This is a genomic window from Zhihengliuella alba, assembly GCF_039538765.1.
GTDB lineage: Bacteria > Actinomycetota > Actinomycetes > Actinomycetales > Micrococcaceae > Zhihengliuella > Zhihengliuella alba.
Window position 1 is genome coordinate 387,420 of the sequence record NZ_BAABCJ010000005.1, and the last position, 23,042, is coordinate 410,461.

A 23,042-nucleotide genomic window follows, 5' to 3' on the forward strand; every position below is an offset into this window, starting at 1 on the left:
AGCATCCCCGTGTCACTTTCCACTGCCCCCGCGTCCGCGGCGTCGTCGCCGATCACCCAGGACGAGATCTTCGATTCCCACCTCGGCGGCAAGCTCAGCGTCGAGACCACCATGCCGCTCGACTCGAAGCGCGCGCTCTCCATCGCCTACACGCCGGGCGTCGCCCAGGTCTCCCGCGCCATCGCGGAGGACCCCTCCAAGCACGCGACGCACACGTGGGCGTCCCGGCTGGTCGCGGTCGTCTCCGACGGCACCGCCGTCCTCGGCCTCGGCGACATCGGCGCCGCGGCCTCCCTGCCTGTCATGGAGGGCAAGTCCGCGCTCTTCCGCGAGTTCGGCGGCCTGAACTCCATCCCGCTGGTCCTCGATACCACCGACGTGGACGAGATCGTGGAGACCCTGGTCCGCCTGCGCCCGAGCTTCGGGGCCGTCAACCTCGAGGACATCTCCGCGCCGCGCTGCTTCGAGCTCGAGCAGCGGCTCATCGAGGCGCTCGACTGCCCCGTCATGCACGACGACCAGCACGGCACCGCCGTCGTGGTCCTCGCCGCGCTCACCAACGCCGCGAAGGTGACCGGCAGGGCCTTCAGCGACCTGCGGGTCGTGGTCGCCGGTGCCGGGGCGGCCGGCATCGCGATCACCGAGATCCTCCTGGCGCGCGGTGTCGCGGACGTGATCCTGACCGACTCGCGCGGCACCATCCACCGCGACCGCGACGACCTCAACCAGATCAAGGCGCACTACGCCGCCCGCACCAACGGCGAAAACGTCATCGGGGGAATGCGCGAGGCGCTCGAGGGCGCCGACGCGGTCATCGGCGTCTCCTCCGCGAAGATCGCGGAGGAGGACCTGGCCCGGATGAACGACGACGCGATCGTCTTCGCGCTGTCCAACCCGGACCCCGAGGTCATGCCGGACGTGGCGGCACGGTACGCGGCCGTCGTCGCGACTGGACGCTCCGACTTCCCCAACCAGATCAACAACGTGCTCGCCTTCCCCGGGATCTTCCGCGGCGCACTGGACTCGGGTGCCCGCCGCATCACGCCCGCCATGAAGATCGCGGCGGCCGAGGCGATCGCCGCCCTGGTGGAGGACAAGCTGAGCGCCGGGTTTATCGTCCCGTCACCGTTGGACCCCCGTGTCGCGGAGGCGGTGGCCCGCGCCGTCGCGGAGGTCGCCGCCAACGACCCCGACGCGTAGGACGCCGAAGGAACTCAAGGAACTGCCCAGTGGAAGTTCGGAGTGCTCGCCGGACTTCCACTGAGTTGTTCACTGGGCTCAAAGAGAGCCCATTCGCTCACGGCATTCTTCCGAGTGCCGTCCCTTGTCGGGCGGCAGTAGATCACGGCCTTGTTGCTGTTGGGAGAGTCGAGGGCGCTACGCGTACGCAGTTCGTGGAGCGGGACCAATCAGAGCGCTTCGTCCCGCTCCACGGCTCCGATCACTCCAGGCGCGACCACGGCCTCGCTAGCGAGAAGTCATGCAATGGGGATGTGATCGTGGGCAGGATGGAGAGCGTTGGACACGTGGCGCCGTTCGGTGGGAGTCAGCATGTCGATGAAGACGTTCAGAGTTTCCGGAAGGACCTGTAAATCGGCTGCGAGGGTTCCGCACCGATGTTCCGTTCTAGCGGCTTCGATTAGGCCTTCTAACGAGAGTAGTCGTCGGCTGCCCATCGGTCAGGCAGAAGCTTCTGTTTGCCGCTGACGCCTTCGTGCCCGTAGTAGGCATGACCCAGTTCATGCATGAGCGTGCAGGTGTACTGGATGGGTGCAAGCCCTGGCCTCAGAACGATCGTGCGTCGCGGATGGTCGCAAAGTCCCCACCACCCCTGGGGTAGCGGTCCTCTGCGAACTCGTATGCCGAGTTGCTTGGCGAGGTGGTCAGGGTTCCTCTGGTAGTTGGTCGTGGTCAATGTGCTTGTCCCCCTTCTTTGCAGCTAAACCATACGCAGAGGGGTCCACCATGAGAATGAGCCGCTGCCCACTGCGGAAGAGGCGCGCACCTGCGGCCGTGCGCTTGGTAGCGTCATGGAGGCCAGCGTCTGGAGGACAGTAGTGGATGAGCAAGACGAGCAAAATTCGGCGGGACACTTCCTGCGAGGGGCGTTATGGGTGCTCCAAGCCATCGCCGCGACAGCCTTACTCGCATTGGCCGGCGTATATTCCGGGTTGAATCTCGCTCCACCCAGGGGGATGCTGGAAACTGTACCGGTAGGTTATGACAGTCTTCAGCAAGGCCCTGGCTCAAATTGGTGGCCTTATTTAGCGATTCTTGCGGCGGCTATCGCATCGACCGTATTGGTTGCCTATAGGGGCCCATTTCGGGGAATCGGCCAAGTTGCGGGCGCCCTCTGGCTTCTGTTCAACTTGCACATCTGGTCTTCCATCAATGTAGAAGGAATCGGTTCTTCCATAGACATTTGCGGCGGCGACGGATGCCATGAAGAAGTAGTCGAACAAGTAATGCTGGTACTGCCTGTCCTTGCGGGAGCCCTGGCGATGATCGTGTCGGGGATTTTCGCTCGATGGATGCACTGGGGCGTGAGAATGGCTTTCCCTGTTGCCGTATTCTTGGGAGCGACTGTGCTTCAGATTGCGACCTGGGATTCAGTCATTGTCCCTTTCTTGGGTATGGCTTTAGGCTAGTTCGTATTAATTAACGGAGCAAACGTCGAGCAAAATACGCTGATTGCGTTCGCTCACTCTGTACAGGGTGAGCGAACGCAATCACGAATAGTAAGCAAAAATGCGTTAAAGAAGGTCGCCTTCTCAGTAGCATGATGGCGCATGACGAGTATTTGATGGCATCCCGAAACTCGTTTGATAGGAGGGGACCGCCAAAAGATCGCCGAACTCGTAGTCGTCCGGGCGAAGGACGGTTCGTTCCGAGCCTGAAGGCTACTTAGGATCAGCGCTGTCCGCTCCCAACCTCGACCCTTCAGGGTCGGGGTTTTTCATGCCCGGAACCCGGGCGGAAAGGAACCATCATGGCTCTCTATCCCGGCGCGAAGCACCGCCTGATCCCGAAGTGGAACCAGAAGCGCATGGTGCGCTACCGCCGCATGAACCTCCACGTCGCTGTCTCCACGGCCGACAGCCTCTACGGTTTCTTCGCCGGCGGCGACGCCCCGGCGTGCTCGCACTTCTACGTCGCGTTCGACGGGACCGCGGAGCAGTACATCGACACTGCGTACATGTCGGCGGCGGGCCATGGCTGAGCCGGAAACGAGGGCGTCGCGACGTCGTCGTGCCCCTCGCACCCCCCTCACCGCGCGAGGCGGATGGCCGTCCGTGCGACGAATGACGAATATGAGCGCAAATGGAGGATGCCGTGCCTCGCCGGATAGGCTGGGTGGCATGTCCCTCCGCAATCGTCGCGCGGCAGCGTTGCCGGCAAAACTGTCCCGTTCCTGGCTCCTCGTGAACGCCGCCAAGCCGGAGCTCTTCGCCCCCGCGCTGGCGTCTGAGGCCGACTCGGTCATCTTCGACATGGAGGCCGCAGTGCCCGAATCGGGCAAGGAGCAGGCGCGCGACAACGTCGTCAACGCCCTGAACTCCGGCATGACCGCCTGGGTCCGCGTGAACGGGATCGACACCGACCACTGGGCCGAGGACCTCTCCCGGCTCTCCAAGACCAAAGGCCTGCGCGGCGTCATGCTCGCCATGGCCGAGCAGCCGGAGCAGGTGGCGCACACAGCGATGCGCCTGCAGGCCGGCACGCCCGTCCTCGCGCTCATCGAGACCGCGCTGGGCCTCGAGAACGCCACCGAGATCGCCTCCGCTCCGGGCACGTTCCGCCTGGCGTTCGGCACCAACGACTTCCGCAAGGACACCGGCATCTCCGACGAGCCGATGGCCCTCGCCTACGCTCGCAGCCGACTGGTCATCGCCTCCCGCGTGGGCAAGCTGCCCGGCCCCATCGACGGGCCCTCCCTGGCCACCGCCGGCGAGGAAGAGGTCCACGCGGACTGCCGCGTCACCGCCTCGATGGGCATGACGGGCAAGCTCGCCCTCAACGTGGACCAGGTGGAGGACGTCAACAAGGGCCTCTCACCGGCCGAGGACGAGCTCGCCTGGGCCAAGGAACTTCTGGATGCGCACGCCGCCGGCGGGTCGATCGGCGACGGATCCTACCTGCCGCGTCTGGCCCGCGCGCAGAAGATCGCGGACCTCGCCGACTCGTACGGACTATGGAACGCCTGACCCGGCGACGGACCAGCACGGCGGCGGCACGGACACAACGGCACGACAGACATCGGCACGGCATACATCGGCGAGGGGACGTCAGCGATGAGCAGCTCGGAGACCATCGGCAGCTATCTGGCGCGCCTGGCCGCCGGTCGGCCCACACCCGGCGGCGGGGCCACCGGCGCCCTGCAGGCGGCCCAGGGCGCGGCCCTGCTGGGCATGGCCGCCCGCTTCACCACGGGGGAGGGCTACGAGGACCGGGCCGAGCGCATGGACCGGGTCGCCCGCCGCGCCGATGAGATCGTCACGGCCGCGCTCGAGGTCTCCGACGACGACCAGGCGGCCTTCGGGGCCGTGGCCGACGCCTACGCGCTGCCCGCCGAGGACGACGACCAGCAGGCCGAGCGCTCCGAGGCCATCCAGCGCGCCCTGCGCGGCGCCGTGGTGCCTCCGCGGGAGTTGGCACGGCTCGCCGCCGAGGTCATCGACCTCTGCTCCGACGTCGTCGACGCCGTGAACCCCAACGTGCTCAGCGATGTGGCGGCCGCCGCCGAGTCGGCGCGCGCGGCCGCCTCCACAGCGCTCGTGACCCTGGAGATCAACCTCCGCTCGGTCGAGGACGAGGAGGTCCGCGAGGAGCTCCGGTCGGACATCCGCCGGGCCGACGACGCCGCCGAGACCGCCGCCGACGTCACGCGCCGCGTGCGCGACCAGCTGGCCGAGTAGAGGACGAACGCATGCAGGACCTGCACTTCACGGCCGTCGACGTCGAGACCGCCAACAGCAGCTACGCGTCCATCTGCCAGGTGGCCGCGGTGCAGGTCCGCGCCGGGCGCGTGGTGGACCAGCGGACCTGGTACGTTCGCCCCCACGCGAGCGTCGCCGACTTCAGCCCCCGCAACGTCCAGATCCACGGCATCACCCCGGACATGGTCCACGGTGCGCCGGACTGGCACGCCTCGGTGGGGACGCTGACCGGTCTGGCGGGGGAGCATCCGCTCGTCGCCTTCAACACCGCGTTCGACAAGAGCGCCATCCGGCAGGCCTGCGAGGTCTCCGGGCTCCCGGCGCCGGTCAACGACTTCCACTGCGCGTTGGCGCTGTCGCGGCGCCTGCTCCAGCTGCAGCGGCACCGGCTGCCCGACGTCGCGCAGCACCTGGGGCTCGGCGCGTTCCAGCACCACGACGCCGGGGAGGACGCGCGCATCGCCGCCGAGATCGTCCTGGAGCTGGCCCGGCGCGAGGGCGCCTCGCACGTCGAGCACCTGTGGCCGACCCGCCCGGCGGGCGCGTCCGCCGGCTCCGCCGCCTCGAAGTACTTCAGCCGCGCGTACACCGCGTCCACGCAGGATCTGCCCAAGCCCAGCACGGCGGCCGATCCGGGGCATCCGTTCCACGGGAAACACGTGGTGCTCACCGGGGACCTGGAGTCGATGGGCCGCTGGGAGGCGATGGAGGCCATCGCCGCCATGGGCGGCACCAACGGGAAGGGCGTCACCAAGAAGACGGGTGTCCTGATCATCGGCGACGGCCGCCGCAGCGTGACGGCGATCGATCTCGCGGGCGGCAGCAGCAAGGAGCGCAAGGCCTACGCCTACATGGCGGCCGGTCAGGAGATCCTGCTGGTCACCGAGCCCGAGTTCCTGCAGCTCACGCGCCGGTCCTGACGTGCCGGCGACCCGGCGGGCCGCCCTGCGTGCTGGGCCACCCTCGGCGCGGACCGGCGAGGCGGGTCCCGGCGAGGGCCCTGCTCAGCGGCCGTACAGCCAGTCGCCGATGCGGCTGTTGAGCCGGGTGAATGCCGTGCGGCCGGCGTTGTAGTGGGCGAGAGCGGCGGCGGCGCCCAGCGGATTGTTCGCACCGGCGAGGACCTGCTTGCCCGCGACGTCCACGAGGAGTCCGGCGGCGGCGGATCGTCGGGCGTGCTCGACGATCGCGGTGTCGCCGTCGAAGTCGTCGCCATTCCACCAGGCCTGTGCCCCGTCGACGTCGACCGCGACGACCGCCCCGGCCGGCGCATGGTCGGCGATCTTCTCGAATTCTGCCTCACGCTCCGTGGAGCCAACCATCACGATCTCCTTCGATTGAGGTTGTGCGGTCGTCCTTCCTCCCAATGGCTCCAGTGTCCTCCCGTCCACATCGCGGTGACACAGTGACACGCAGTCCCTGTGGAGAACCTTGAGGGAGGTGTGAAGAGGCCCGCTTCCCGGGCCGCCGGGCCGCCGCGTCGAGCCGAGGTCCTTGGTCGTCGGGGCCGCGCGAGGCCATACTGAGCGCGAGGGAGGAACGCATGGGACTCTACGGTGAACACATCCTGCCGCGGCTGATGGCGCGGGCGATGGACATGGAGGAGATCGCGCCGCTGCGGCGCCGGCTCTGCTCCGGGTTGTCCGGCCGCGTGATCGAGCTCGGCTTCGGGTCCGGAGCCAACGCGCCCCACTACCCGGCCGGCGTCTCGGAGGTCTGCGCCGTCGAGCCCTCGGACACCGCGTGGCGGCTCGCGGCCGCGAAGATCGACGCCGCTGCGGCCCGGATTCGGCGCGGTGGCCTCGACGGGCAACGGCTCGACGCCGAGGACGCGTCGTTCGACCACGCCGTCTCCAGCCTGACGCTGTGCACCATCCCGGACGCCACCGCGGCGCTCGCCGAACTGCGGCGCGTGCTCGAACCCGGCGGCCGGCTGCACTTCCTCGAGCACGGGCTTGCCCCGGACGAGCGCGTGCGCCGGTGGCAGCGTCGGCTGGACCCCTTCCAGCGCGCGCTGGCCGGCGGCTGCCACCTGACCCGCGACGTGCGCCCGATGCTCGAGTCTGCCGGGTTCCGCCTGCTCGCTGTGGACAGCTTCTACCAGCGGCCCCTGCCCCGGACCTCCGGGTACGTCACGATCGGCGTCGCCGCCGCATGACCCGACCCGCCGCCGCATGACCCGGCCCGCCGAAGCCCGCCGCCCGTCCCGTCCGGCGGGCCCCGGGCTCCTCACGGCGCTGCTCGGCGCCATCGCGGCCGGCCCGCTGCTGCTCTACGGATTGAGCGCCACCAGCGACCTGGTCATCCGCGACCTCGGTCTCGACGCCGCGCAGTTCGGGCTCCTCGCCACCACATGCTTCGCCTGCGCGACGTTCGGCAACGCCGGTCTGGCCCGGCTCGCCGATCGCCGGCCGGACCGGACCCTGATGATCGCCGTCTTCTCCCTGGCGGCGCTGGCCCTTGGACTCGCCGCGCTCGCCGGTGGTTTCGCCGTGCTTCTCGTCGCCGCGGGTCTCTCGGGGCTCGCGCAGTCGTTCCCCAACGGGGTCACCAACCGGATCCTGCTGCAGCGTGTCCCCGCCGAGAAGCGGATCGGCTGGACCGGGATCAAGCAGTCGGGCGTCCAGGTCAGCCAGCTCGTCGCCTCGCTCGCGTTCCCGGCCCTCGCGGTGTGGATCGGCTGGCGCGGTGCCTCGGCGGTCGGCCTGGCCCTCGTGCTGGCCCTGATGCTCCTGGCACTGCGGGCGCTCGCCGCCGTCGAACCGCTCGCCGCCGTCGAACCGGCCGGGCGCACCGACCGGGCCGACGTCGAGCAGGTCACCGGGCGGTCCGACGCCGAGCGGCCCGTCGATCGGCCGGTCGGCGGGGCCGCGGCGGGCCCCTCGCCGAGTCCCTCGCCGGCGCTGGTCGTCCGCGCACTGGCCCTGTTCGGCCTCCTGAACGGCATCGGGGTCCAGGCGACCAACGTCTACCTCCCGCTGTTCGCGGTGCGCGAGCTGGACTTCAGCCTCGTCGCAGGCGGTGCGACGGCGGCCGTCGCCGGCGCGGTCGGCGTCACCGCGCGCGTGGGCTGGGGCCGTGTGATGGCGCGCGGCGTGTCCGCTCCGGCGCTCCTGCTCGCCCTCGCCCTCCTGGCCTTGGCCGGGGCAGGCACCTTCCTCGCGGCCGAGGCCTCCGGAGCGCCGGCGCTGTTGTGGATCGCCGTCGCGCTGCACGGCGCCTCGGCGCTCGGGGTGTCCGTGGTCCTCATGGCGGCGCTGCTGCGCAGCATCCCCGCGGCGTCGATGGTGTCGGCGAGCGGCCTCGTGACGGCGGGGATGTTCGGCGGGTTCACGGTCGGCCCGCTGATGATGGGCTGGCTGGTCAGCACGGCGGGCGGGTTCGCGGTCGGCTGGATCGCCGTCGCCGGCGCGTACGCGGCGTGCGCCGGATTGGCTGTGTTCCTGCTGGTGCGGCGGCGGAGCCCCCGGCCCCGCCGGCAGGCGGGGCCGGGCCAGAAGGCAGGATGGGCCCGTAGTCAGGACGGGCCGGAGTCTCGGCTCAGCTGGGCCGGGCCCCGATCAGCCGGCCATGACCTCCGCGATGGGCGTCTCGCCGTCGCGGTAGTTGATGGTTCGTCCGATGCTGCCGGCGCTCTCCAGCGCCTCGACGATCGTCAGCGCCACGTTGGCGCGCGACGTGTCAGTACCCTGCTCCGGGTCGGGATCCGGGTGGATCCGGCCGGTCGGCTCGTCGAGGGTGAGCTTGCCCGGGCCCAGGACCGTCCAGTCCAGACCAGAGCCGCGCAGGTAGTCGTCGGCTGCGATCTTCGACGCCATGTAGGGGTAGAACGAGTCGTCCTCCGGCACCAGGTACTTCTCGTCGGCGGTCGCGAAGGAGACCATCACGTAGCGCTTGGCCCCGGCCTGCTCGGCGGCGTCCATCGACCGGATGGCCGCGTCGCGGTCCACCGCGTAGGTGCGTTCCGGCGAGCCGCCGCCCGCGCCGGCGGACCACACCACGGCGTCGTGCCCGCGCAGCGCCTCTGCGATCTCGGCGGTGTCGGCGTGCTCCACGTCCAGCACGACGGCGTCGGCGCCGGTCGCGCGGACGTCCTCCGTGTGCTCGGGGTTGCGGAAGAAGGAGGTCACCTGGTGGCCGCGCTCCACGAGCTCCGGCGCGGCGAGGAGGGCGACCTTGCCGTGGCCTCCGATGAGGGCGATCTTCACGATGTTCTCCTGTCGGTCGGTCGGGCGCCGGCAGTCCCGGCGTCCCACTGGGGGCAACGGCGGAGCGGGCCGCGTTGTTCCTGCCGCGCCCGGGGCACGCGGCCGGACTCGCTCACGCGCCGTCCTGCGACTCCGCCCGCACGGCGGGGCCGCGGGAGTCCTCCTGGGCGACCGCCGTCGTCACCCAGGCGGCGACGCCGGCGGTGATCGAGCCCAACAGGGCAATGCCCACCAGCATGAGGCCCACCGCGATGAACCGGCCGGCCGCGGTCACCGGGTAGAAGTCGCCGTAGCCGACCGTCGCACTGGTGACGATCGCCCACCAGACGGCGTCGCCGAAGTTCGTGATGTTGGCGCCGGGTGCGTCCTGCTCCACGTCGAGGATCGCGATGGCGCCCAGGAGCACGCAGGCGATCGCCGTCGTCGTGACGTACACGCTGACCCGGCCGACGAGGTGCCGGGTGAAGACGCGATTGAGCAGACGCGCGGCGGACAGCACGCGGAGGATCCGCAGCGGCCGGAGCATCGGCAGGGCGATCAGGACGGCGTCGTACCAGTGCCGCAGCGCATAGCGGCCGCGCTGCTCCGCCAGGGCCAGCCGGACGGCGAAGTCCAGGGCGAAAGCGCCCCAGATGGTCCAGGAGACCGTCTCGAGGAACCGCTTCAGGGTGCGGGGGATCGACTCGTCGAGGACGGGCCAGGCATAGGCGGCGAGGAACGCGAGCGCCAGCAGGATCAGGGGGATCTCCACTCGGCGCTCCCACCGTTCGACCCGCGTGAGGTTCTCAGTCATCGTCCACCACGGTACTGCCCCAATGAGGGGTGGCGGCCAGGGCCAGGGCGGGCGCGGAAGACCGCGCCCGCCCGGGCCCACCGCTCAGCTGCGGCGGCGCAGTGACAGCGCCGCTAGGGCGACGCCGAGGACGCCGACGATCAGGCCGCCGGTGCCGACGAGCCGCGCCTGGTCGTCCCGGTGCTCCATGGCCTCCGCGTCGCCGGTTCCGCCCGCGTGCTCGGCATGCTCGTCCGATGCGCCGGCGCCGGTGTGGCCGGCGTGCCCGCCGCCGGTGGCGGCCGTGAGCGTCAGCTGCGGCATCGGGTACTCCGGTTCGGCCCCGTCCTCGGGCGCCTGGTCCCAGACGTTCTGCCCGTCGGTGCAGGCCTGGGTGACCGGGAAGGACAGGACGTCTCCGGCCTCCCCGTCGAGCGGCAGGAGCGCCGCGACTGTCACGGTGTCCCGCAGCTCGTCCGGCAGCGGCTCCTCTGCGGTGTACGTGACGGAGCGGACGCCGCCGGACTCCGCCGTCTCGACCGCCCAGCCGGCCTTGGCGGTCGGCTTGACGCTGCCGATCTCCTCCGGGAAGTCGATGCGGACGGACTCGGTGGGCGAGCCCTCGCAGCCGTGGCCGATCGCGAACGTCAGCGTCGCGTACTCGCCCGCTGCCGTGGTCGAGGGGTCCACGCTCACGTGGGCGCTGGCGGCGGCGGGGAACGCCAGGGCGAGGGCGGCCCCGAGGACGACGGCGGCGCTCGCCGTGGTCATGCGGGTGGAGCGGGGGTGGGTGTTGCGCATGGGGATGTCTCCTGTGAAGTGTGCGGCGGGCGCGCCGCAGGGGATCGGCGGACGACGGCGGGGCGCACGGGCAGGGCTCGTGCGCCGGGGCCGGGTCGGCCGACGGGTTCGGATGGGGGTCAGGCGGGGTGCGGGAGGGGCGCGGGCGGCCCGCGGAGGACGCGCACCGGCGCCAGATACAGGGAGACGAGGTGCCGCACGGTCCGGCCGGCGGAGCCCCGGGGGTCGGGGCTGGCAGTGGGGGACCCGTCCGCGAGGGCGAGCCGTGCGGCCCGGGCCGCGGTCAGCGGCGCGAGGGCGCGGGCGCACCAACCGGCCAGGCGGGTGGCGCTGCGGTGCCGGCGGAGCCAGTGGCGGACGGCCGCGAGACGCTGGGCCGTGGCGAGCAGGACGGCGTCGGCGAGGCGGCGCTGCGCCTCCGTGCCGGCCGTCAGCGCCGCCAGCGCGGCGAGCCCGGCGAGGAGGTGCATGACGAGCATCGGCCCGCCCCCGGCGGCGAGGTCGCCCGGGCCGGCCGCCGTCGCGACCGGATCCGTGGCGAGCGCGCCGCGCACGGACTCCTGGAGCGCCGCCGCACTCGCATGGTGCGCGTGGCCGGCACCGCCGGCCGCCCCGGCGAGGACCGAGTGGTCCAGCGAGGGCGCGACGATCGAGAAGGCGCCGTGCAGGAGGACCTGCGCGGCAGCGACAGAGGCGGCGAGCGAGGCCGCGGTGACGCGGCGCCCGCCGGCGAGGAAGCAGAACGGGACGGCCATCAGGAAGACGACGGTCAGCAGGACCGGGTGCGGGAAGTGCCCACCGCCCAGATCGTGCGCGGCCGCCGTCGCCAGCGTGGTGACGGAGGCGGACAGCACGGCGCGCAGCATCCGCTCGCGTCGGTTCTGCATGCGCTCCTCGCTCTCCGGCCGTTCCTCGCCCAGAATTCTACGCCTAGTAGAAGAGTGCGTCGTCGCCTGCCGTCCCGTCGCCTGCTGTCCCGCCGCCTGCCGTCCCGCCGTCGTCGGCAGCGCCGCCGCCCTCGGCCACCGGGGCGATGAGCTCCGGGCCGTCGTTGCGGACGTTGCCGACGGCGGGGCCCACCCGGTGCGGGAGCAGGCTCGGGTCGGGGATCGCGTCGATCAGCTGCTGGATCCGGGACCGGTCCGTCAGGCCGGGGTCCAGCCAGTCGTCGCGGAGCCCCGGTGGGACGATGACCGGCGTCCGGTCGTGGATGTGCCCCAGGGCGTCGGTCGCCGGCCGGGTCAGGACCGTCGTCGTCATCAGCCAGGCGTCCGGCTCGCCCTCGGGGACCTCCGGGTCGCGCCAGAGCTCGTACAGGCCCGCGAAGGCCAGGGGCTCGCCGTCCCCGCCGTGGAGGTACGTGGGGATCTTGGCGCCCTTCTGGCCGGACCACTCGTAGTAGCCGTCCGCGGGGACGAGCGCCCGGCGCTTCACCGCGGCCGAGCGGAACGTCGGCTTCTCCAGCACCGTCTCCGAGCGGGCGTTGATCGCCCGGACGCCGACGCTGCGAGACTTCGCCCAGATGGGCACGAGCCCCCAGCGGGCGGTCTCCAGGCCGCGGCCGGACACGGCCTTTTCGGACGCGGCATGATCGAACACGGCGCTGTCGGACACGGCCTGATCGAGCACGCTTCCGTCGTGTCCGCCGCCTCCGCGGCCGGTCACGATCCGCACCTTCTGCGTCGGGGCGATGTTCCAGCTCGGCGGCACCTCGTCGCCGGTGACCCGGTCGACTCCGAGCTCCGCCACCAGATCGCCCGTGCTCCTGGCCATCACGTATCTGCCGCACATCTCGGCCCCTCCCGGTCGCCGGTCCTGCTGCTGCTGGTGCTCTGTCGGTGGTGGTGGCCGGTGGCGCTCAGTTGCCCTGCTCGGCCGCCGTCTCGTCCTCGTCCGTGCTGCCGTGCCCGTCGGGGCCCGCGCCCGTCAGCTCGGCGTGCAGCTCGGCCACGGACGGGAATGTCAGGTCCGGGCGGAACGGGTAGGCGCCCACGTCCTTACTGCTGGTGATGCCCGAGTGCACCAGGAGCGTGAGCAGGCCGGCCTCCATGCCCGCGATGATGTCCGTGTCCATGCGGTCGCCGATCATGGCCGTGGTCTCCGAGTGCGCGTCGATCCGGTTCAGGGCCGAGCGGAACATCATCGGGTTGGGCTTGCCCACCACGTACGGCTTCCGGCTGGTCGCCGCGGTGATGAGGGCGGCCACGGCGCCGGTCGCCGGCAGGACGCCCTCGGTGGAGGGGCCGGTGGCGTCCGGGTTCGTGGCGATGAAGCGCGCGCCGTTGTTGATCAGTCGGATGGCGCGGGTGATCGCCTCGAAGGAGTAGGTGCGGGTCTCGCCGAGCACCACGTACTCGGGGTCCCGGTCCGTCATGATCAGTCCGGCGTCGTGCAGCGCCGTCGTCAGCCCGGCCTCGCCGATGACGAAGGCGCGCCCGCCCGGGCGCTGCCGCCGCAGGAACTCGGCGGTGGCCAGGGCCGAGGTCCAGATGCTCTCCTCCGGGATCTCGAGCCCCGAGGCCAGCAGTCGCGCGCGCAGGTCGCGCGGGGTGTAGATCGAGTTGTTCGTCAGGACCAGGAAGCGCTGGCCCTGCTGGGTCCAGTGCTTGAGCAGGTCGGCGGCGCCGGGGATGGCCTGGTTCTCGTGCACCAGCACGCCGTCCATGTCCGTCAGCCAGCATTCGACGTCGGTGAGCTTGCGCTCCGTCCACGATGTTGCGGTCATGTTCGATCCTCTCGACGCTCCGCGGCCCGGCTGGGCCCGTCTACCGCCAGACTAGTCCCGCGGCTCGCCCGAGACGAAGCGCGTGCGCTGGACTCCGAGGCCCTCGATGGCCGTCTCGACGACATCGCCGGGCCGCAGCCACGGGCGCCGCCCGGTTGCCGGGTCCTTCCGGCCCAGCGCGACGCCGGCCGGGGTCCCGGTCAGGATCAGGTCGCCGGGACGCAGGGTCACCAGGGTGGAGCAGTAGGCGACCAGCGCCTCCGGGGAGAAGATGAGGTCGTCGGTGGAGTCCTCCTGGACCGTCTCGCCGTTCACCCGGGTGGTCAGGCGGGCGCCGCGCACGAACTCGTCGGCGGTCACCAGGAACGGCCCCACCGGCGTGGACGCCTCCCAGCACTTGCCCTGGAGCCACTCCGAGGTGCGCCCCTGCCAGCCGCGCATGGAGACGTCGTTCGCCACGGCGTACCCGGCGATGGCGGCTGCGGCCCCGCTCTCGGGGATCCGCCGACCGCCGGCGCCGATGATGATCGCGAGCTCGCCCTCCCAGTCGATCCGGTGCTCCTCCGGCGGGATCTCGACGTCGTCCTCCGCCCCGCAGAGCGAGTCCGCGAACTTGGTGAACAGCGTCGGGTGCTCCGGCAGCTCGATGCCCGTCTCCTCCGCGTGGTTCCGGTAGTTCAGGCCCACGCAGAAGACCTTGGAGGGAGCCGTGACCAGGGGTGCGAAGTCCGCCTCGGCGAGCGGATGGGCCTCGCCCGAGCCCGCACAGGTGCCATGGTGCGCCTCCGGGTCGCTGCCCCGGTCCGCCGTCGTGCGGAGGGTCGCCTCGCGCTCGGCCTCCGGGGCCGCGAGGAAGGCGCCGACGTCGGCGTAGGCCCGGCCGTCGGCGGAGCGAAGCTCCAGGGCCTCGGCGTCGACCACGAGGGCGGCGAACGTGTCGGCGGGGGTCCCGGGGCGGCGCAGCGTTGCAAGCTTCATGGCCCCCATCCCAGCACATCCGGCCGGTGGCCGGAATCACCCCGCCTTGCACTTGTGCAAGTTTGCACCCGTGCAATAAATTGTTAGTTGTGGAAAGCAATCAAAATGACGAGTGCTCCCGGCGGGAGCGCCACCGCCGCGACACGTGGAAGGCCATCCACGACGAGGCCTACGCCATCGCCGCGGAGGCCGGCCCCGCCGCCGTCACGATCGAGGCGGTCGCCGAGCGGGCCGGGATCTCCCGGCGCACCTTCTTCAACTACTTCGCGACCAAGGAGGACGCCATCCTCGGCGTCCGCCCGCCCGCGATCGACCCCGGCGACCTCGAGGCCTTCCGCACCGGGGGAGAGGACCTGCTCACGCGGGCGGTCCGTCTCCTGGCCGGGACGCTGGCCCTGGCGTCCCTGGACGGGTCGTTCGTGCGCCGCCGCGAGCTGGTGCGCAAGCACCCCGAGCTGCGGGACCGGTCCGTCCGCCTCGTCGCGGACATCGAGCGCCAGGTCGCCGAGGCGGTCCGTGCGGACGGCGAGTACGACGGCGACGCCGGCCGTGCCCTGCTGGTCCTCGCCGGCGCCATCACCCGGTTCGCGATCTCCCGCTACCAGCACGAGGGTCCGGAGAACCTCGACGGCTACCTGACCGACGCCGTCGCGCTCTTCCGGAGCATCGCCGTCGAGGGCGCCGAGCCCGGTCTCGCCGACGGGCCCGCCCGCGCCGCCCCCGCCGACCCGGCCGCCCCCGCCCCACCGGGCGTACCGACTTATCAGAACGCGCCGACCCACCGGAACGCGCAGCCCCACCGGATGTCCGAGGAGACCCCATGACAGACGCAGAATCCACCGCGGAGCGAAGTCGCCGCACCCAGTCCGCGACCGCCGACCGCACCTCCGCCCCGTCGTCCGCCGCTCCGCGCCCCGCCGAGCAGCCGACGCAGGCCGCCGCGGCCACCGCCGGCTCGGCCGGGACCGCAGTGCCCGGCACCGACCCGTCCGCCACGGACGCGCCCGCCCCCGCGCGGGCCGGCAAGCCGGCACGCAGCCGCCAGCAGCACCTCGGCATGATCTTCGGCGCGCTGATCATCGCCATGCTGCTCTCCTCGTTGAACCAGACCGTCCTCTCCACGGCGCTGCCCACCATGGTCGGCGAGCTCAACGGCGTCGAGCACATGGCCTGGGTCATCACCGCGTTCATCCTCGCCTCGACCGTGATGATGCCGGTCTACGGCAAGCTCGGCGACATGTTCGGCCGCAAGAACCTGCTGATCGGGGCGATCGTGCTCTTCGTCGGCGGGTCCGTGGTCGGCGCGCTCGCCGGCGACATGAACCTCCTCATCGCGGCCCGCGCCATCCAGGGCATCGGCGGCGGTGGGCTCATGATCCTCTCCCAGGCGATCATCGCCGACGTGGTCCCCGCCCGCGAGCGCGGCAAGTACATGGGCATCATGGGCGGCGTCTTCGCCGTCTCCTCCGTCGCCGGCCCGCTGCTCGGCGGCTGGCTCACCGAGGGCCCGGGCTGGCGCTGGGCCTTCTGGATGAACGTCCCGCTCGGCATCCTCGCGATCGTCGCCGCGGCGCTCCTGATCCACCTGCCCAAGCCGGAGCAGGAGGGGCGCGGACGGGTCGACTACTTCGGCATGGCCCTCCTCGCGGCCGCCACCAGCGCGATCGTCCTCGTGGCGACCTGGGGCGGCGGGACCTACGCGTGGTCGGACCCGGTGATCCTCGGTCTGATCGCCGGAGCCGTCGTCGCCGCCGCGCTCTTCGTGTGGGTGGAGACGCGCGTCGCCGAGCCGGTGATGCCGCTGAAGCTCTTCCGCAACCGCAACTTCAACCTCACCACCATCGCCGGCCTCGCCGTCGGGATCATGATGTTCGGCGCCCTCGGCTACATGCCCACGTACCTCCAGATGGTCACCGGGTTCGGCCCCACCGAGGCCGGCCTGCTGATGATCCCGATGATGGGCTGCATGCTCACCACCTCGATCCTCATGGGTCGCCGGGTCACCGCCACCGGCCGCTACAAGACCATCATGGTGATCGGCACGCTCATCATCGGGCTCGGCCTGGCAGGTCTGGCGACCATCCACGCGGACACGCCCGTCTACGTGATCTGCATCTTCCTGGGTGTGATGGGTGTCGGGCTGGGGTCCACCATGCAGAACCTGACGCTGGTGGCGCAGAACTCCTTCCCGCTGCGGTTCGTGGGCACGGCGACGGCGTCGTCGAACTACTTCCGCCAGGTCGGTGCCACGCTCGGCTCCGCCGTCGTCGGCTCGCTGTTCGCCACGCGCCTGACCGCCGAGCTCGCCACGAAGCTGCCGGCCGACGCGCTCGCCGCCGGGGGCACCGGCAACTCGTTGACGCCGGCGCTCGTGGCCTCGCTGCCGGAGCCGGTGCACACGTTGATCGTCGAGGCCTACAACCACGCGCTGATCCCGCTGTACCTGTGGATCGCACCCCTGGCGATCGTGGCCTTCGTGCTGCTGATGTTCGTCCAGGAGAAGGAGCTCGCCACCAAGCTCGAGCGGTAGGATCGACGCGACCGCCGAGGGAGGACGCACGCCGTAGGGAGCCCGCTGAGGGGCCCGTCCTGCACTATGTGGGGTCCGCCGACCCGGAGACCGCCGTCGTGCACTCATACGACGGCGGGGCGCACTTCACGTCCTGACGCGCCGGGCTGCGGGTCCTGGGCGGCGCGGGAGCCAACGGAGAGAGCGCGCGTTGGAGGCACTGCCCGCGCTCTCGACGCCGCCCCTGTCCTCAGGGGCGGGACGCCTCGGCAGCCAGGATGCGCTGGGCCAGTCGCCGGGCTGCCGCCAACTGGTCGCTCGACAGTGACTGACCGGCGTGCTGGGCGAATGGTTCGGTGTTCGGTTCGTTGGCTTCCTCTGACTGGGGATGGCTGTCCACGTGGTGCTCCCGGGGCATAGATCGGACGTCCCGCGTCAGTCTTCCGGCGTGATGGGCTCGCCGAGCTGCCGGGCGAGGACGGCGCGGCAGGCCTCGGCGTCCTCGCCGATCTCGACGTTCACGCTCTCGTGATAGGTGAAGTGGACGGCTGGTACCTCGGCTGGGGCCTTGGGGTCGGTGCTTCCCTGGATCGGATTCCACCCGAGCGCCTCCATGCACTCGGCGAACTCATCGACGTACTGCGGTTTAGTCATGAACTCGGCACTCACCTTGTTCGCATCGGGATCGAAGCCGGTGGCGACCGAAACTCCACCAAGCGAGAGCACTGCCACGGCAGCCGTTGAGATCGACGCGCGCTTGATGTGGCGACCGCGACCGATGCGGCGGAGCAGGGTGGCACGGACGGGGCGGAGTTCCTCGTCGATCTGCGAATTCGCAGGCGGGCCGTAATTCATGGGCATGGCGAACTCCTCACGGGTTTGCAGTCTTGGCGGCACGGAGTTTCCCGCGTGCTCGTTGGATTCGTTTGCGGGCGGCCGCCTGGCTGATGTCCAGTGCGGCGGCCGCCTCGTCGTAGTCGAAGCCTTCGATCAGGCACAGGTCGCACAGTCTCCGCTCGGCCTCCGGCAGGCCGGCAATCTCTTCGAGGACCCATTGGAGTTCTTCAGCGGCCCTCTCCTGCTCGACGCGGCGGTGCCAGGCCCGGGTTCCCGGCTTCGGCTCGGTCAGCTCGTCTCCGGTGCTGCGCCGATGTGTGCGGTTCTGGTTGTAGGCCGTGTTCCGACAGCACAAGAGGAGCCAGGGGAGCACTGAACGGCCGGCGAGACGGATGTGCTGGCGCCGGCGCCAGAGCACTAGGAAGGTCTCCTGGACGATGTCCGCCACTTCATCGCGGGATTCAGCGAGTCCCCACGCGTACCGGTAGACGGTGCCCGAGTGTCGGTCGAAGAGGGCGGCGAACGCCGCTTCGTCCCCGCGGGTCAGCCGCTCGAATTCCTCTTCGTCGGACGCCAGCGCCACTTCGTCGTCGTGTGTCTTCAATGCGCACCTCCACCCACTGAGTGTCGGGAAGGGGCTGTCTGTGACAGGACTGGCCGGAACGGGGTGATCCGCGTCAGGAGCGCAGGACGCGGACCGGTTCCCCGGCCGACCACGCGCGCACGTCCTCCAGGGCCTCCTGGTAGAAGATCCGGTACTGCTCGCGCGTGACGTAGCCCAGGTGCGGCGTCAATAGGGTCCGCGGCGCGTCCAGGAGCTGATGGCCGGGCTGGAGCGGTTCGTCGTCGTACACGTCCAGAGCCGCGCCGCCGAGGGTCCCCTCCTCGAGCGCCGCGATCAGCGCGTCCGTGTCCACGATGCCGGCGCGGGCGGTGTTGACCAGCAGTCCGTCCGGGCCCAGCGCGTCCAGCTCCGCGCGGCCCACCAGACCGCGGGTCCGCTCGGACAGGCGGGTGGTGACCGCGACGATGTCCGACTCGGCGAACAGGCCCGCCCTGTCCACCAGGCGCGCCCCGGCCTCCCGTGCCCGCTCGGCCGTGAGGTTCTCGCTCCACGCGAGGACGTCCATGCCGAAGGCGCGGGCGTAGCCGGCGATGCGCGTGCCGATCTTGCCGAGCCCCAGGATCCCGAGCGTCTTGCCGGCGAGCTCCGTGCCGACGCCCGTCTGCCATCCGCCCTCGCGCAGCGCCTCCTGCTGGCCGGGGATGTCGCGGACCGCGGACATCAGCAGGGCCCAGGTCAGCTCCGGAGCGGCCGCCGGCGAGGAGCCGGTCCCGCAGACGGTGATCCCGAGGTCGTTCGCGGCGGCGACGTCGATCGCGGCGTTGCGCGCCCCCGTAGTGACCAGGAGCTCGAGGTCCGGCAGCTGCTCCAGGGTGCCCCGGTCGAACGCCGTCCGCTCGCGCATTGCGACGACGGCGGTGAAGCCCTGCAGCTCCGCGACCAGCTCACGGCCACTCACGTGGCGGCGGAACGCCTGCACGTCCCACCCGGCGAGCTCGCCCCAGTCGGCGCAGTCGCGCGCGACGTCCTGATAGTCGTCCAGCAGCGCCAGTCTCCGCGTCATAGCCCGATGCTACCGCCGGCGAAGACACAGGTCACCGATCCGCCGGGCGCCAAACCGTGGGGGAGCGGGCCTAGGGTGGGGACGTCCGCTCGAACCCCACCGCCCGCCGCCGACGGTCCACGATTCACCGGCTGCCTCGCGGCTGTCCCCTCGTTCAGGAGTCCAGTGCCTTCACCCCAGTCGAACCACGGGCCGCAGCGGGCCCGCACCGCCCCGTCCAATGGCAGGGGCAGGCCAAGCGGTAGGAGCCGGCCCGGCCGCGGCGGGGTCAGGGCCCCGCTGCTGGACCCCGTGAAACTGGACGGGCTCGACGACGGAGCCCCGGCCGCACTGACGCCCGGGGCGACGGTCGAGGGCCTGCGGTTCGGCCAGGTGTCCGGCCCGGTTCTGGATCTCACCGGGGCCCGACTGGACGGCGTCGCCTTCGAGTCGCTGACTGCCGATCGACTCGAGCTGAGGGGCGCCGTCCTGAACGAGGCGGTCGTCGAGCACGTCGATGTCCCCGTGGTCGGAGCGGTGGCGTCCCGCTGGCGCGACGTCACGCTGTCCGGCCGGCTCGGCTCCGTCGAGGCGTACGAAGCGGAGCTCCGCTCGGTGCACTTCGTGGGATGCAAACTCAGCTTCGTCAACCTCCGCGGAGCCGATCTGCTCGACGTCGCCTTCACGGACTGCGTCATCGAGGAGCTCGATTTGTCCGGGAGCCAGTTGCGCCGGGTCCAGCTCAGTGGGACGAGGGTGGGACGGCTCGAGATCGACCGAGCCCGGCTCGAGGACGTGGACCTGCGCCGGACCGACATCGAGACCGTCTCCGGACTCGAGCACCTCCGCGGTGCCACGTTCGGCCCCCACCATCTGGCCCAGCTGGCCCCACTCATGGCCCGCGCGCTCGGCCTGCGAATCGAGGACTGACCCTCTCCGCCGGCCTCACCACATCCGCCCTCCTGGTCAGGCCTCGCCCCGCCCTCGCACGGCTCGCCTTCGCACGGCCCGACCTAGTCGGGCCCGACCTCGCCCGGCGCCCCGACCTGCCTACGCCATGGTCAGCCCGCCGCTGACCGAGAGCGTCTGGCCCGTCACGTAGCCGGCGTCCGGCGACGCGAAGAAGTCGACCGCTGCCGCCAGGTCCTCCGGGAGGGCGAGCCGCCGCATCGGAATGGCGCGGATCAGGGCCTCTCGGAGCTTGGGGCTGTCCGCGCTGATCTGCTCGAACAGGGGCGTGTCGGCCGGACCCGGGCAGACGCAGTTCGCGGTGACGCCGTGCCGCGCGGCCTCCCGGGCCAGCGTCTTCGTGAACGCGATGACCCCGCCCTTGGCCGCCGAGTACACGGCCTCGCCGCTGGAGCCGACCCGGCCGGCGTCGGACGCGATGTTCACGATCCGCCCGCTGAAGTCCGGATCCGCCTGCCGTTGCTCCGCCATCACCGGGACCACGGCGTGCGCGAAGTGCAGCGTGCCGTAGAGGCTGATGCCGATGATCCGGTCCCAGTCCGCCGGGTCCGAGTCCACGAAGGGGCCCACCCGGTCCCAGCCGGCGTTGTTGACGAGCACGTCGATCCGGCCGTGCCGCTCGCGCACGCATGCGACGACGCAGTCCACATCCGGGCGCTGCGTGACGTCGGCGCGGATGCCCCACGCCCGGCCGCCCGCCGCCGTGATCTCCTCGCCGACGCCGACCGCGGCGTCCTCGTTGATGTCGGCGATGACGACGACGTTGCCCGCCTCCGCGAGGCGGTGCGCGATGCCGCGTCCGATGCCGGAACCGGCGCCGGTGACGATGGCGATCCGCTCGGGCCCGGCGGCGGTGGTGCTGCTGTCCTCGGTGGTCATGCTCTCTCCCTTCCGGAATCCTCGGTCTCGATCGCGGGCCAGATCATGGGGCGAACTCGCGTCCGACCTTCTGGCGGGCGATCACCATCTTCATGATCTGCGCCGTGCCGTCGCCGATCTGCAGGCCCAGGACGTCGCGCATCCGCTGCTCGAACGGCAGGGCGGTGGTGTAGCCGAGCTGGCCGTGGAGCAGCAGGCACTGGTTGATGACGTCGTAGGCCGTCTTGGGCGCCCACCATTTGCACATGGCGGCCTGGGCCGTGTGCGGCAGCCCCTGGTCCTTCAGCCACAGCGTCTGGTAGCAGAGCAGCCGGGCCGCGGTCAGGAGCGTCTCCGCCTCCGCCAGCGGGAAGGCGACGCCCTGGAAACTGCTCAGCGGGTGGTCGAACGCCGTGCGCTGGCGCGTGTAGTCCCACGTCTCGTCCACCGAGGCGGCAGCCGGGCCGATGCACTGCAGGCCGATGAGCGCGCGGGAGTAGTCGAAGCCCTGCATGACCTGGACGAAGCCCTCGCCCTCCACGCCGATCAGGTGCTCGGCCGGGACGCGCACGTCCGCCATGTGGGCGAGGCCGCGGGAGACGGCACGGGTCCCCATGTCCGGGGAGCGCTCCAGCTCGACGCCGGGCGTGTCCAGCTCCACCAGGAAGGCGCTGATCCCGTGCCCGCGGTTCGCGTCGGGATCGGTCTTCGCGAAGACCACGGTGGCCTCGGCCTGCAGGGCGAAGGACATCGACTTCGTCCCGTTCAGCACCCAATCGGAGCCGTCGCGACGGGCCGCCAGCCGGGGACTGCCGGCGTCGGACCCGGCCTGGGGCTCCGAGAGCCCGATGGCGACGATGCCCTCGCCGGAGGTGATGCGCGGGACCCAGCGTCCGGCCAGTTCCTCCGGGGCGTGATGGGCGAGGATCTGCCCGACCAGGGAGCCGATGATCTGCAGGTAGGCGACATTGAAGTCGCCGCGCGCGATCTCCTCGGTGATCATGCCGGACGTCAGCCGCTCCTCGTCGCGCCCGCCCCACCGCTGCGGGAGCTCCGGGGCGATGAGGCCCAGACCGCCGATCTCGCGGCGCAGCTCGGGGTCGATCAGCGCGTCGCGCTCCCGCTGGGCGTAGTCGGGGGCGATGCGGTCCGCGACTCCGCGGGCCGATGCGGCCAGTTGCTGTTGGGACTCGGTGGGTGTGAAGTCCATTGATCCTCTTCGCCGTTGAAGTGGGTCGGCCGTTGCGGCTCCGCGGGGTGTGCGGGCCGGCCGAGCCGACGCATCGGGCGATGCCGCCCGATGTGAGGCACGTTACAGAGCGGGCGAGGGGGCGGCAACTCGCTTCTGACCTCGGGAGGGGCGGGCCGCCGTCCGCATCGAGGGTGGCCTCGGCGCGAGTCGCGGCCACCCGGCCGAAGGGCCCATGAAGAGCTGGTGAAATCCTGGCCGCGCCCTGTGCAGCGCGTGCTCGCTGTGTCAGGCTGACGACGTCGCCGACCCGGCGGCATCGGAATGTGAGTGGCCACGCGGGGCCACCGGGACGAAAGGAAGCAACATGTCAGGACTGCTCGACCTTCTCAACCAGCTCCTCGCGCTCATCGGCGGCCTGCTGGGCGGCCTGCCCGGCGGCGGCCTCCCCGGCGGAGGGCTTCCGCTCTAGAGGACGACGCCGCCCTCGCCTGGCGATCACCCCGTCGGCTGTCCGGCGGGGTGATCGCTCGGCGGATCCCTCGTCCCCGGATCCCCGGGCCCCGGAACTCCGTCCCCGGATCCCCGGACTCTGGAACTCCGCCCCCGGCTCTCGGAAGTCCGCCCCCCCGGGTCGCGGAGCCTGGGCCGC

At 71.3% G+C, this 23,042-nt stretch carries 24 protein-coding genes and 1 pseudogene; 11 read left to right on the plus strand and 14 right to left on the minus strand.

The window, feature by feature from the left end; genetic code table 11:
- Positions 1-3: 3 nt before the first annotated feature.
- Complete coding sequence (locus ABD784_RS11330) at positions 4-1,200, plus strand: NAD(P)-dependent malic enzyme (RefSeq protein WP_425582974.1); 1,197 nt, start codon at positions 4-6, stop codon at positions 1,198-1,200.
- A gap of 448 nt (positions 1,201-1,648) precedes the next feature.
- On the opposite strand, the gene ABD784_RS14350 is transcribed toward ABD784_RS11330, so the two are convergent.
- A complete protein-coding gene (locus ABD784_RS14350; RefSeq protein ID WP_425582971.1) occupies positions 1,649-1,915 on the minus strand; it encodes an ImmA/IrrE family metallo-endopeptidase in 267 nt (88 codons plus the stop codon).
- A 142-nt stretch (positions 1,916-2,057) separates the two neighbouring features.
- Here ABD784_RS14350 and ABD784_RS11335 point away from each other — a divergent pair, with 142 nt between their 5' ends.
- The 5 genes from ABD784_RS11335 (at position 2,058) to ABD784_RS11355 (ending at position 5,857) form a co-directional block, all read left to right on the plus strand.
- Entirely contained in the window at positions 2,058-2,648 is a 591-nt protein-coding gene (locus tag ABD784_RS11335; RefSeq protein ID WP_344884498.1) for a hypothetical protein, read from the plus strand.
- Positions 2,649-2,989: 341 nt separating this feature from the next.
- Complete coding sequence (locus tag ABD784_RS11340; protein WP_344884501.1) at positions 2,990-3,220, plus strand: hypothetical protein; 231 nt, start codon at positions 2,990-2,992, stop codon at positions 3,218-3,220.
- 139 nt (positions 3,221-3,359) lie between these two features.
- Positions 3,360-4,205, plus strand: a complete 846-nt coding sequence (locus ABD784_RS11345) for an HpcH/HpaI aldolase/citrate lyase family protein (RefSeq protein WP_344884504.1) — start codon at positions 3,360-3,362, stop codon at positions 4,203-4,205.
- An 87-nt stretch (positions 4,206-4,292) separates the two neighbouring features.
- On the plus strand, positions 4,293-4,916 hold the full coding sequence (locus ABD784_RS11350) for a cyclodeaminase/cyclohydrolase family protein (RefSeq protein WP_344884507.1): 624 nt from the start codon (positions 4,293-4,295) through the stop codon (positions 4,914-4,916).
- A gap of 11 nt (positions 4,917-4,927) precedes the next feature.
- Positions 4,928-5,857 carry an exonuclease domain-containing protein gene (locus ABD784_RS11355; RefSeq protein ID WP_344884510.1) on the plus strand — a complete coding sequence of 310 codons (930 nt, stop codon included), beginning with the start codon at positions 4,928-4,930 and terminating at the stop codon, positions 5,855-5,857.
- An 84-nt stretch (positions 5,858-5,941) separates the two neighbouring features.
- Here ABD784_RS11355 and ABD784_RS11360 read toward each other — a convergent pair whose 3' ends face one another.
- Positions 5,942-6,259, minus strand: a complete 318-nt coding sequence (locus tag ABD784_RS11360; RefSeq protein ID WP_344884513.1) for a hypothetical protein — start codon at positions 6,257-6,259, stop codon at positions 5,942-5,944.
- Between the two features lie 221 nt (positions 6,260-6,480).
- On the opposite strand from ABD784_RS11360, the gene ABD784_RS11365 reads away from it, so the two are divergent.
- Both ABD784_RS11365 and ABD784_RS11370 read left to right on the plus strand, forming a co-directional pair.
- Positions 6,481-7,095, plus strand: coding sequence for a class I SAM-dependent methyltransferase (locus ABD784_RS11365; RefSeq protein WP_344884516.1), 615 nt, complete (start codon positions 6,481-6,483; stop codon positions 7,093-7,095).
- A gap of 16 nt (positions 7,096-7,111) precedes the next feature.
- A pseudogene (locus ABD784_RS11370) lies at positions 7,112-8,182 on the plus strand (MFS transporter); the annotation flags it as partial.
- A 315-nt stretch (positions 8,183-8,497) separates the two neighbouring features.
- On the opposite strand, the gene ABD784_RS11375 reads toward ABD784_RS11370, so the two are convergent.
- From ABD784_RS11375 to ABD784_RS11405, 7 genes are all read right to left on the minus strand, one after another.
- Complete coding sequence (locus ABD784_RS11375; RefSeq protein ID WP_344884662.1) at positions 8,498-9,148, minus strand: NAD(P)-dependent oxidoreductase; 651 nt, start codon at positions 9,146-9,148, stop codon at positions 8,498-8,500.
- Positions 9,149-9,257: 109 nt separating this feature from the next.
- Positions 9,258-9,938: a potassium channel family protein gene (locus ABD784_RS11380; protein WP_344884519.1), complete on the minus strand. Its 681-nt coding sequence runs from the start codon at positions 9,936-9,938 to the stop codon at positions 9,258-9,260.
- An 84-nt stretch (positions 9,939-10,022) separates the two neighbouring features.
- Positions 10,023-10,718 carry a YcnI family protein gene (locus ABD784_RS11385; RefSeq protein ID WP_344884522.1) on the minus strand — a complete coding sequence of 232 codons (696 nt, stop codon included), beginning with the start codon at positions 10,716-10,718 and terminating at the stop codon, positions 10,023-10,025.
- A gap of 119 nt (positions 10,719-10,837) precedes the next feature.
- On the minus strand, positions 10,838-11,605 hold the full coding sequence (locus tag ABD784_RS11390) for a hypothetical protein (RefSeq protein WP_344884525.1): 768 nt from the start codon (positions 11,603-11,605) through the stop codon (positions 10,838-10,840).
- Between the two features lie 43 nt (positions 11,606-11,648).
- Positions 11,649-12,509 (minus strand): SOS response-associated peptidase, encoded by an 861-nt coding sequence (locus ABD784_RS11395; protein WP_344884528.1) that lies wholly within the window; start codon positions 12,507-12,509, stop codon positions 11,649-11,651.
- A 67-nt stretch (positions 12,510-12,576) separates the two neighbouring features.
- Positions 12,577-13,443 carry an HAD-IIA family hydrolase gene (locus ABD784_RS11400; protein WP_344884531.1) on the minus strand — a complete coding sequence of 289 codons (867 nt, stop codon included), beginning with the start codon at positions 13,441-13,443 and terminating at the stop codon, positions 12,577-12,579.
- Positions 13,444-13,494: 51 nt separating this feature from the next.
- Positions 13,495-14,421, minus strand: coding sequence for a fumarylacetoacetate hydrolase family protein (locus ABD784_RS11405; protein WP_344884534.1), 927 nt, complete (start codon positions 14,419-14,421; stop codon positions 13,495-13,497).
- An 89-nt stretch (positions 14,422-14,510) separates the two neighbouring features.
- Between ABD784_RS11405 and ABD784_RS11410 the strand changes: the two genes are divergently transcribed.
- Both ABD784_RS11410 and ABD784_RS11415 read left to right on the plus strand, forming a co-directional pair.
- Positions 14,511-15,245 (plus strand): TetR/AcrR family transcriptional regulator, encoded by a 735-nt coding sequence (locus tag ABD784_RS11410; protein ID WP_344884537.1) that lies wholly within the window; start codon positions 14,511-14,513, stop codon positions 15,243-15,245.
- Positions 15,242-16,951: an MDR family MFS transporter gene (locus ABD784_RS11415; RefSeq protein ID WP_425582972.1), complete on the plus strand. Its 1,710-nt coding sequence runs from the start codon at positions 15,242-15,244 to the stop codon at positions 16,949-16,951. Before ABD784_RS11410 ends, ABD784_RS11415 begins: the two co-directional genes overlap by 4 nt.
- A gap of 414 nt (positions 16,952-17,365) precedes the next feature.
- Here the strand turns inward: ABD784_RS11415 and ABD784_RS11420 are convergent, their stop codons facing one another.
- The 3 genes from ABD784_RS11420 to ABD784_RS11430 form a co-directional block, all read right to left on the minus strand.
- A complete protein-coding gene (locus tag ABD784_RS11420) occupies positions 17,366-17,791 on the minus strand; it encodes a hypothetical protein (protein ID WP_344884540.1) in 426 nt (141 codons plus the stop codon).
- Positions 17,792-17,801: 10 nt separating this feature from the next.
- Entirely contained in the window at positions 17,802-18,350 is a 549-nt protein-coding gene (locus ABD784_RS11425) for an RNA polymerase sigma factor (RefSeq protein ID WP_344884543.1), read from the minus strand.
- A 94-nt stretch (positions 18,351-18,444) separates the two neighbouring features.
- Complete coding sequence (locus ABD784_RS11430) at positions 18,445-19,395, minus strand: D-2-hydroxyacid dehydrogenase family protein (protein ID WP_344884546.1); 951 nt, start codon at positions 19,393-19,395, stop codon at positions 18,445-18,447.
- A gap of 291 nt (positions 19,396-19,686) precedes the next feature.
- Between ABD784_RS11430 and ABD784_RS11435 the strand changes: the two genes are divergently transcribed.
- Positions 19,687-20,304 (plus strand): pentapeptide repeat-containing protein, encoded by a 618-nt coding sequence (locus ABD784_RS11435; protein ID WP_344884549.1) that lies wholly within the window; start codon positions 19,687-19,689, stop codon positions 20,302-20,304.
- 120 nt (positions 20,305-20,424) lie between these two features.
- Here the strand turns inward: ABD784_RS11435 and ABD784_RS11440 are convergent, their stop codons facing one another.
- Positions 20,425-21,222 (minus strand): SDR family NAD(P)-dependent oxidoreductase, encoded by a 798-nt coding sequence (locus tag ABD784_RS11440; RefSeq protein WP_344884552.1) that lies wholly within the window; start codon positions 21,220-21,222, stop codon positions 20,425-20,427.
- 43 nt (positions 21,223-21,265) lie between these two features.
- Complete coding sequence (locus ABD784_RS11445) at positions 21,266-22,411, minus strand: acyl-CoA dehydrogenase family protein (RefSeq protein WP_344884555.1); 1,146 nt, start codon at positions 22,409-22,411, stop codon at positions 21,266-21,268.
- Between the last annotated feature and the right edge of the window lie 631 nt (positions 22,412-23,042).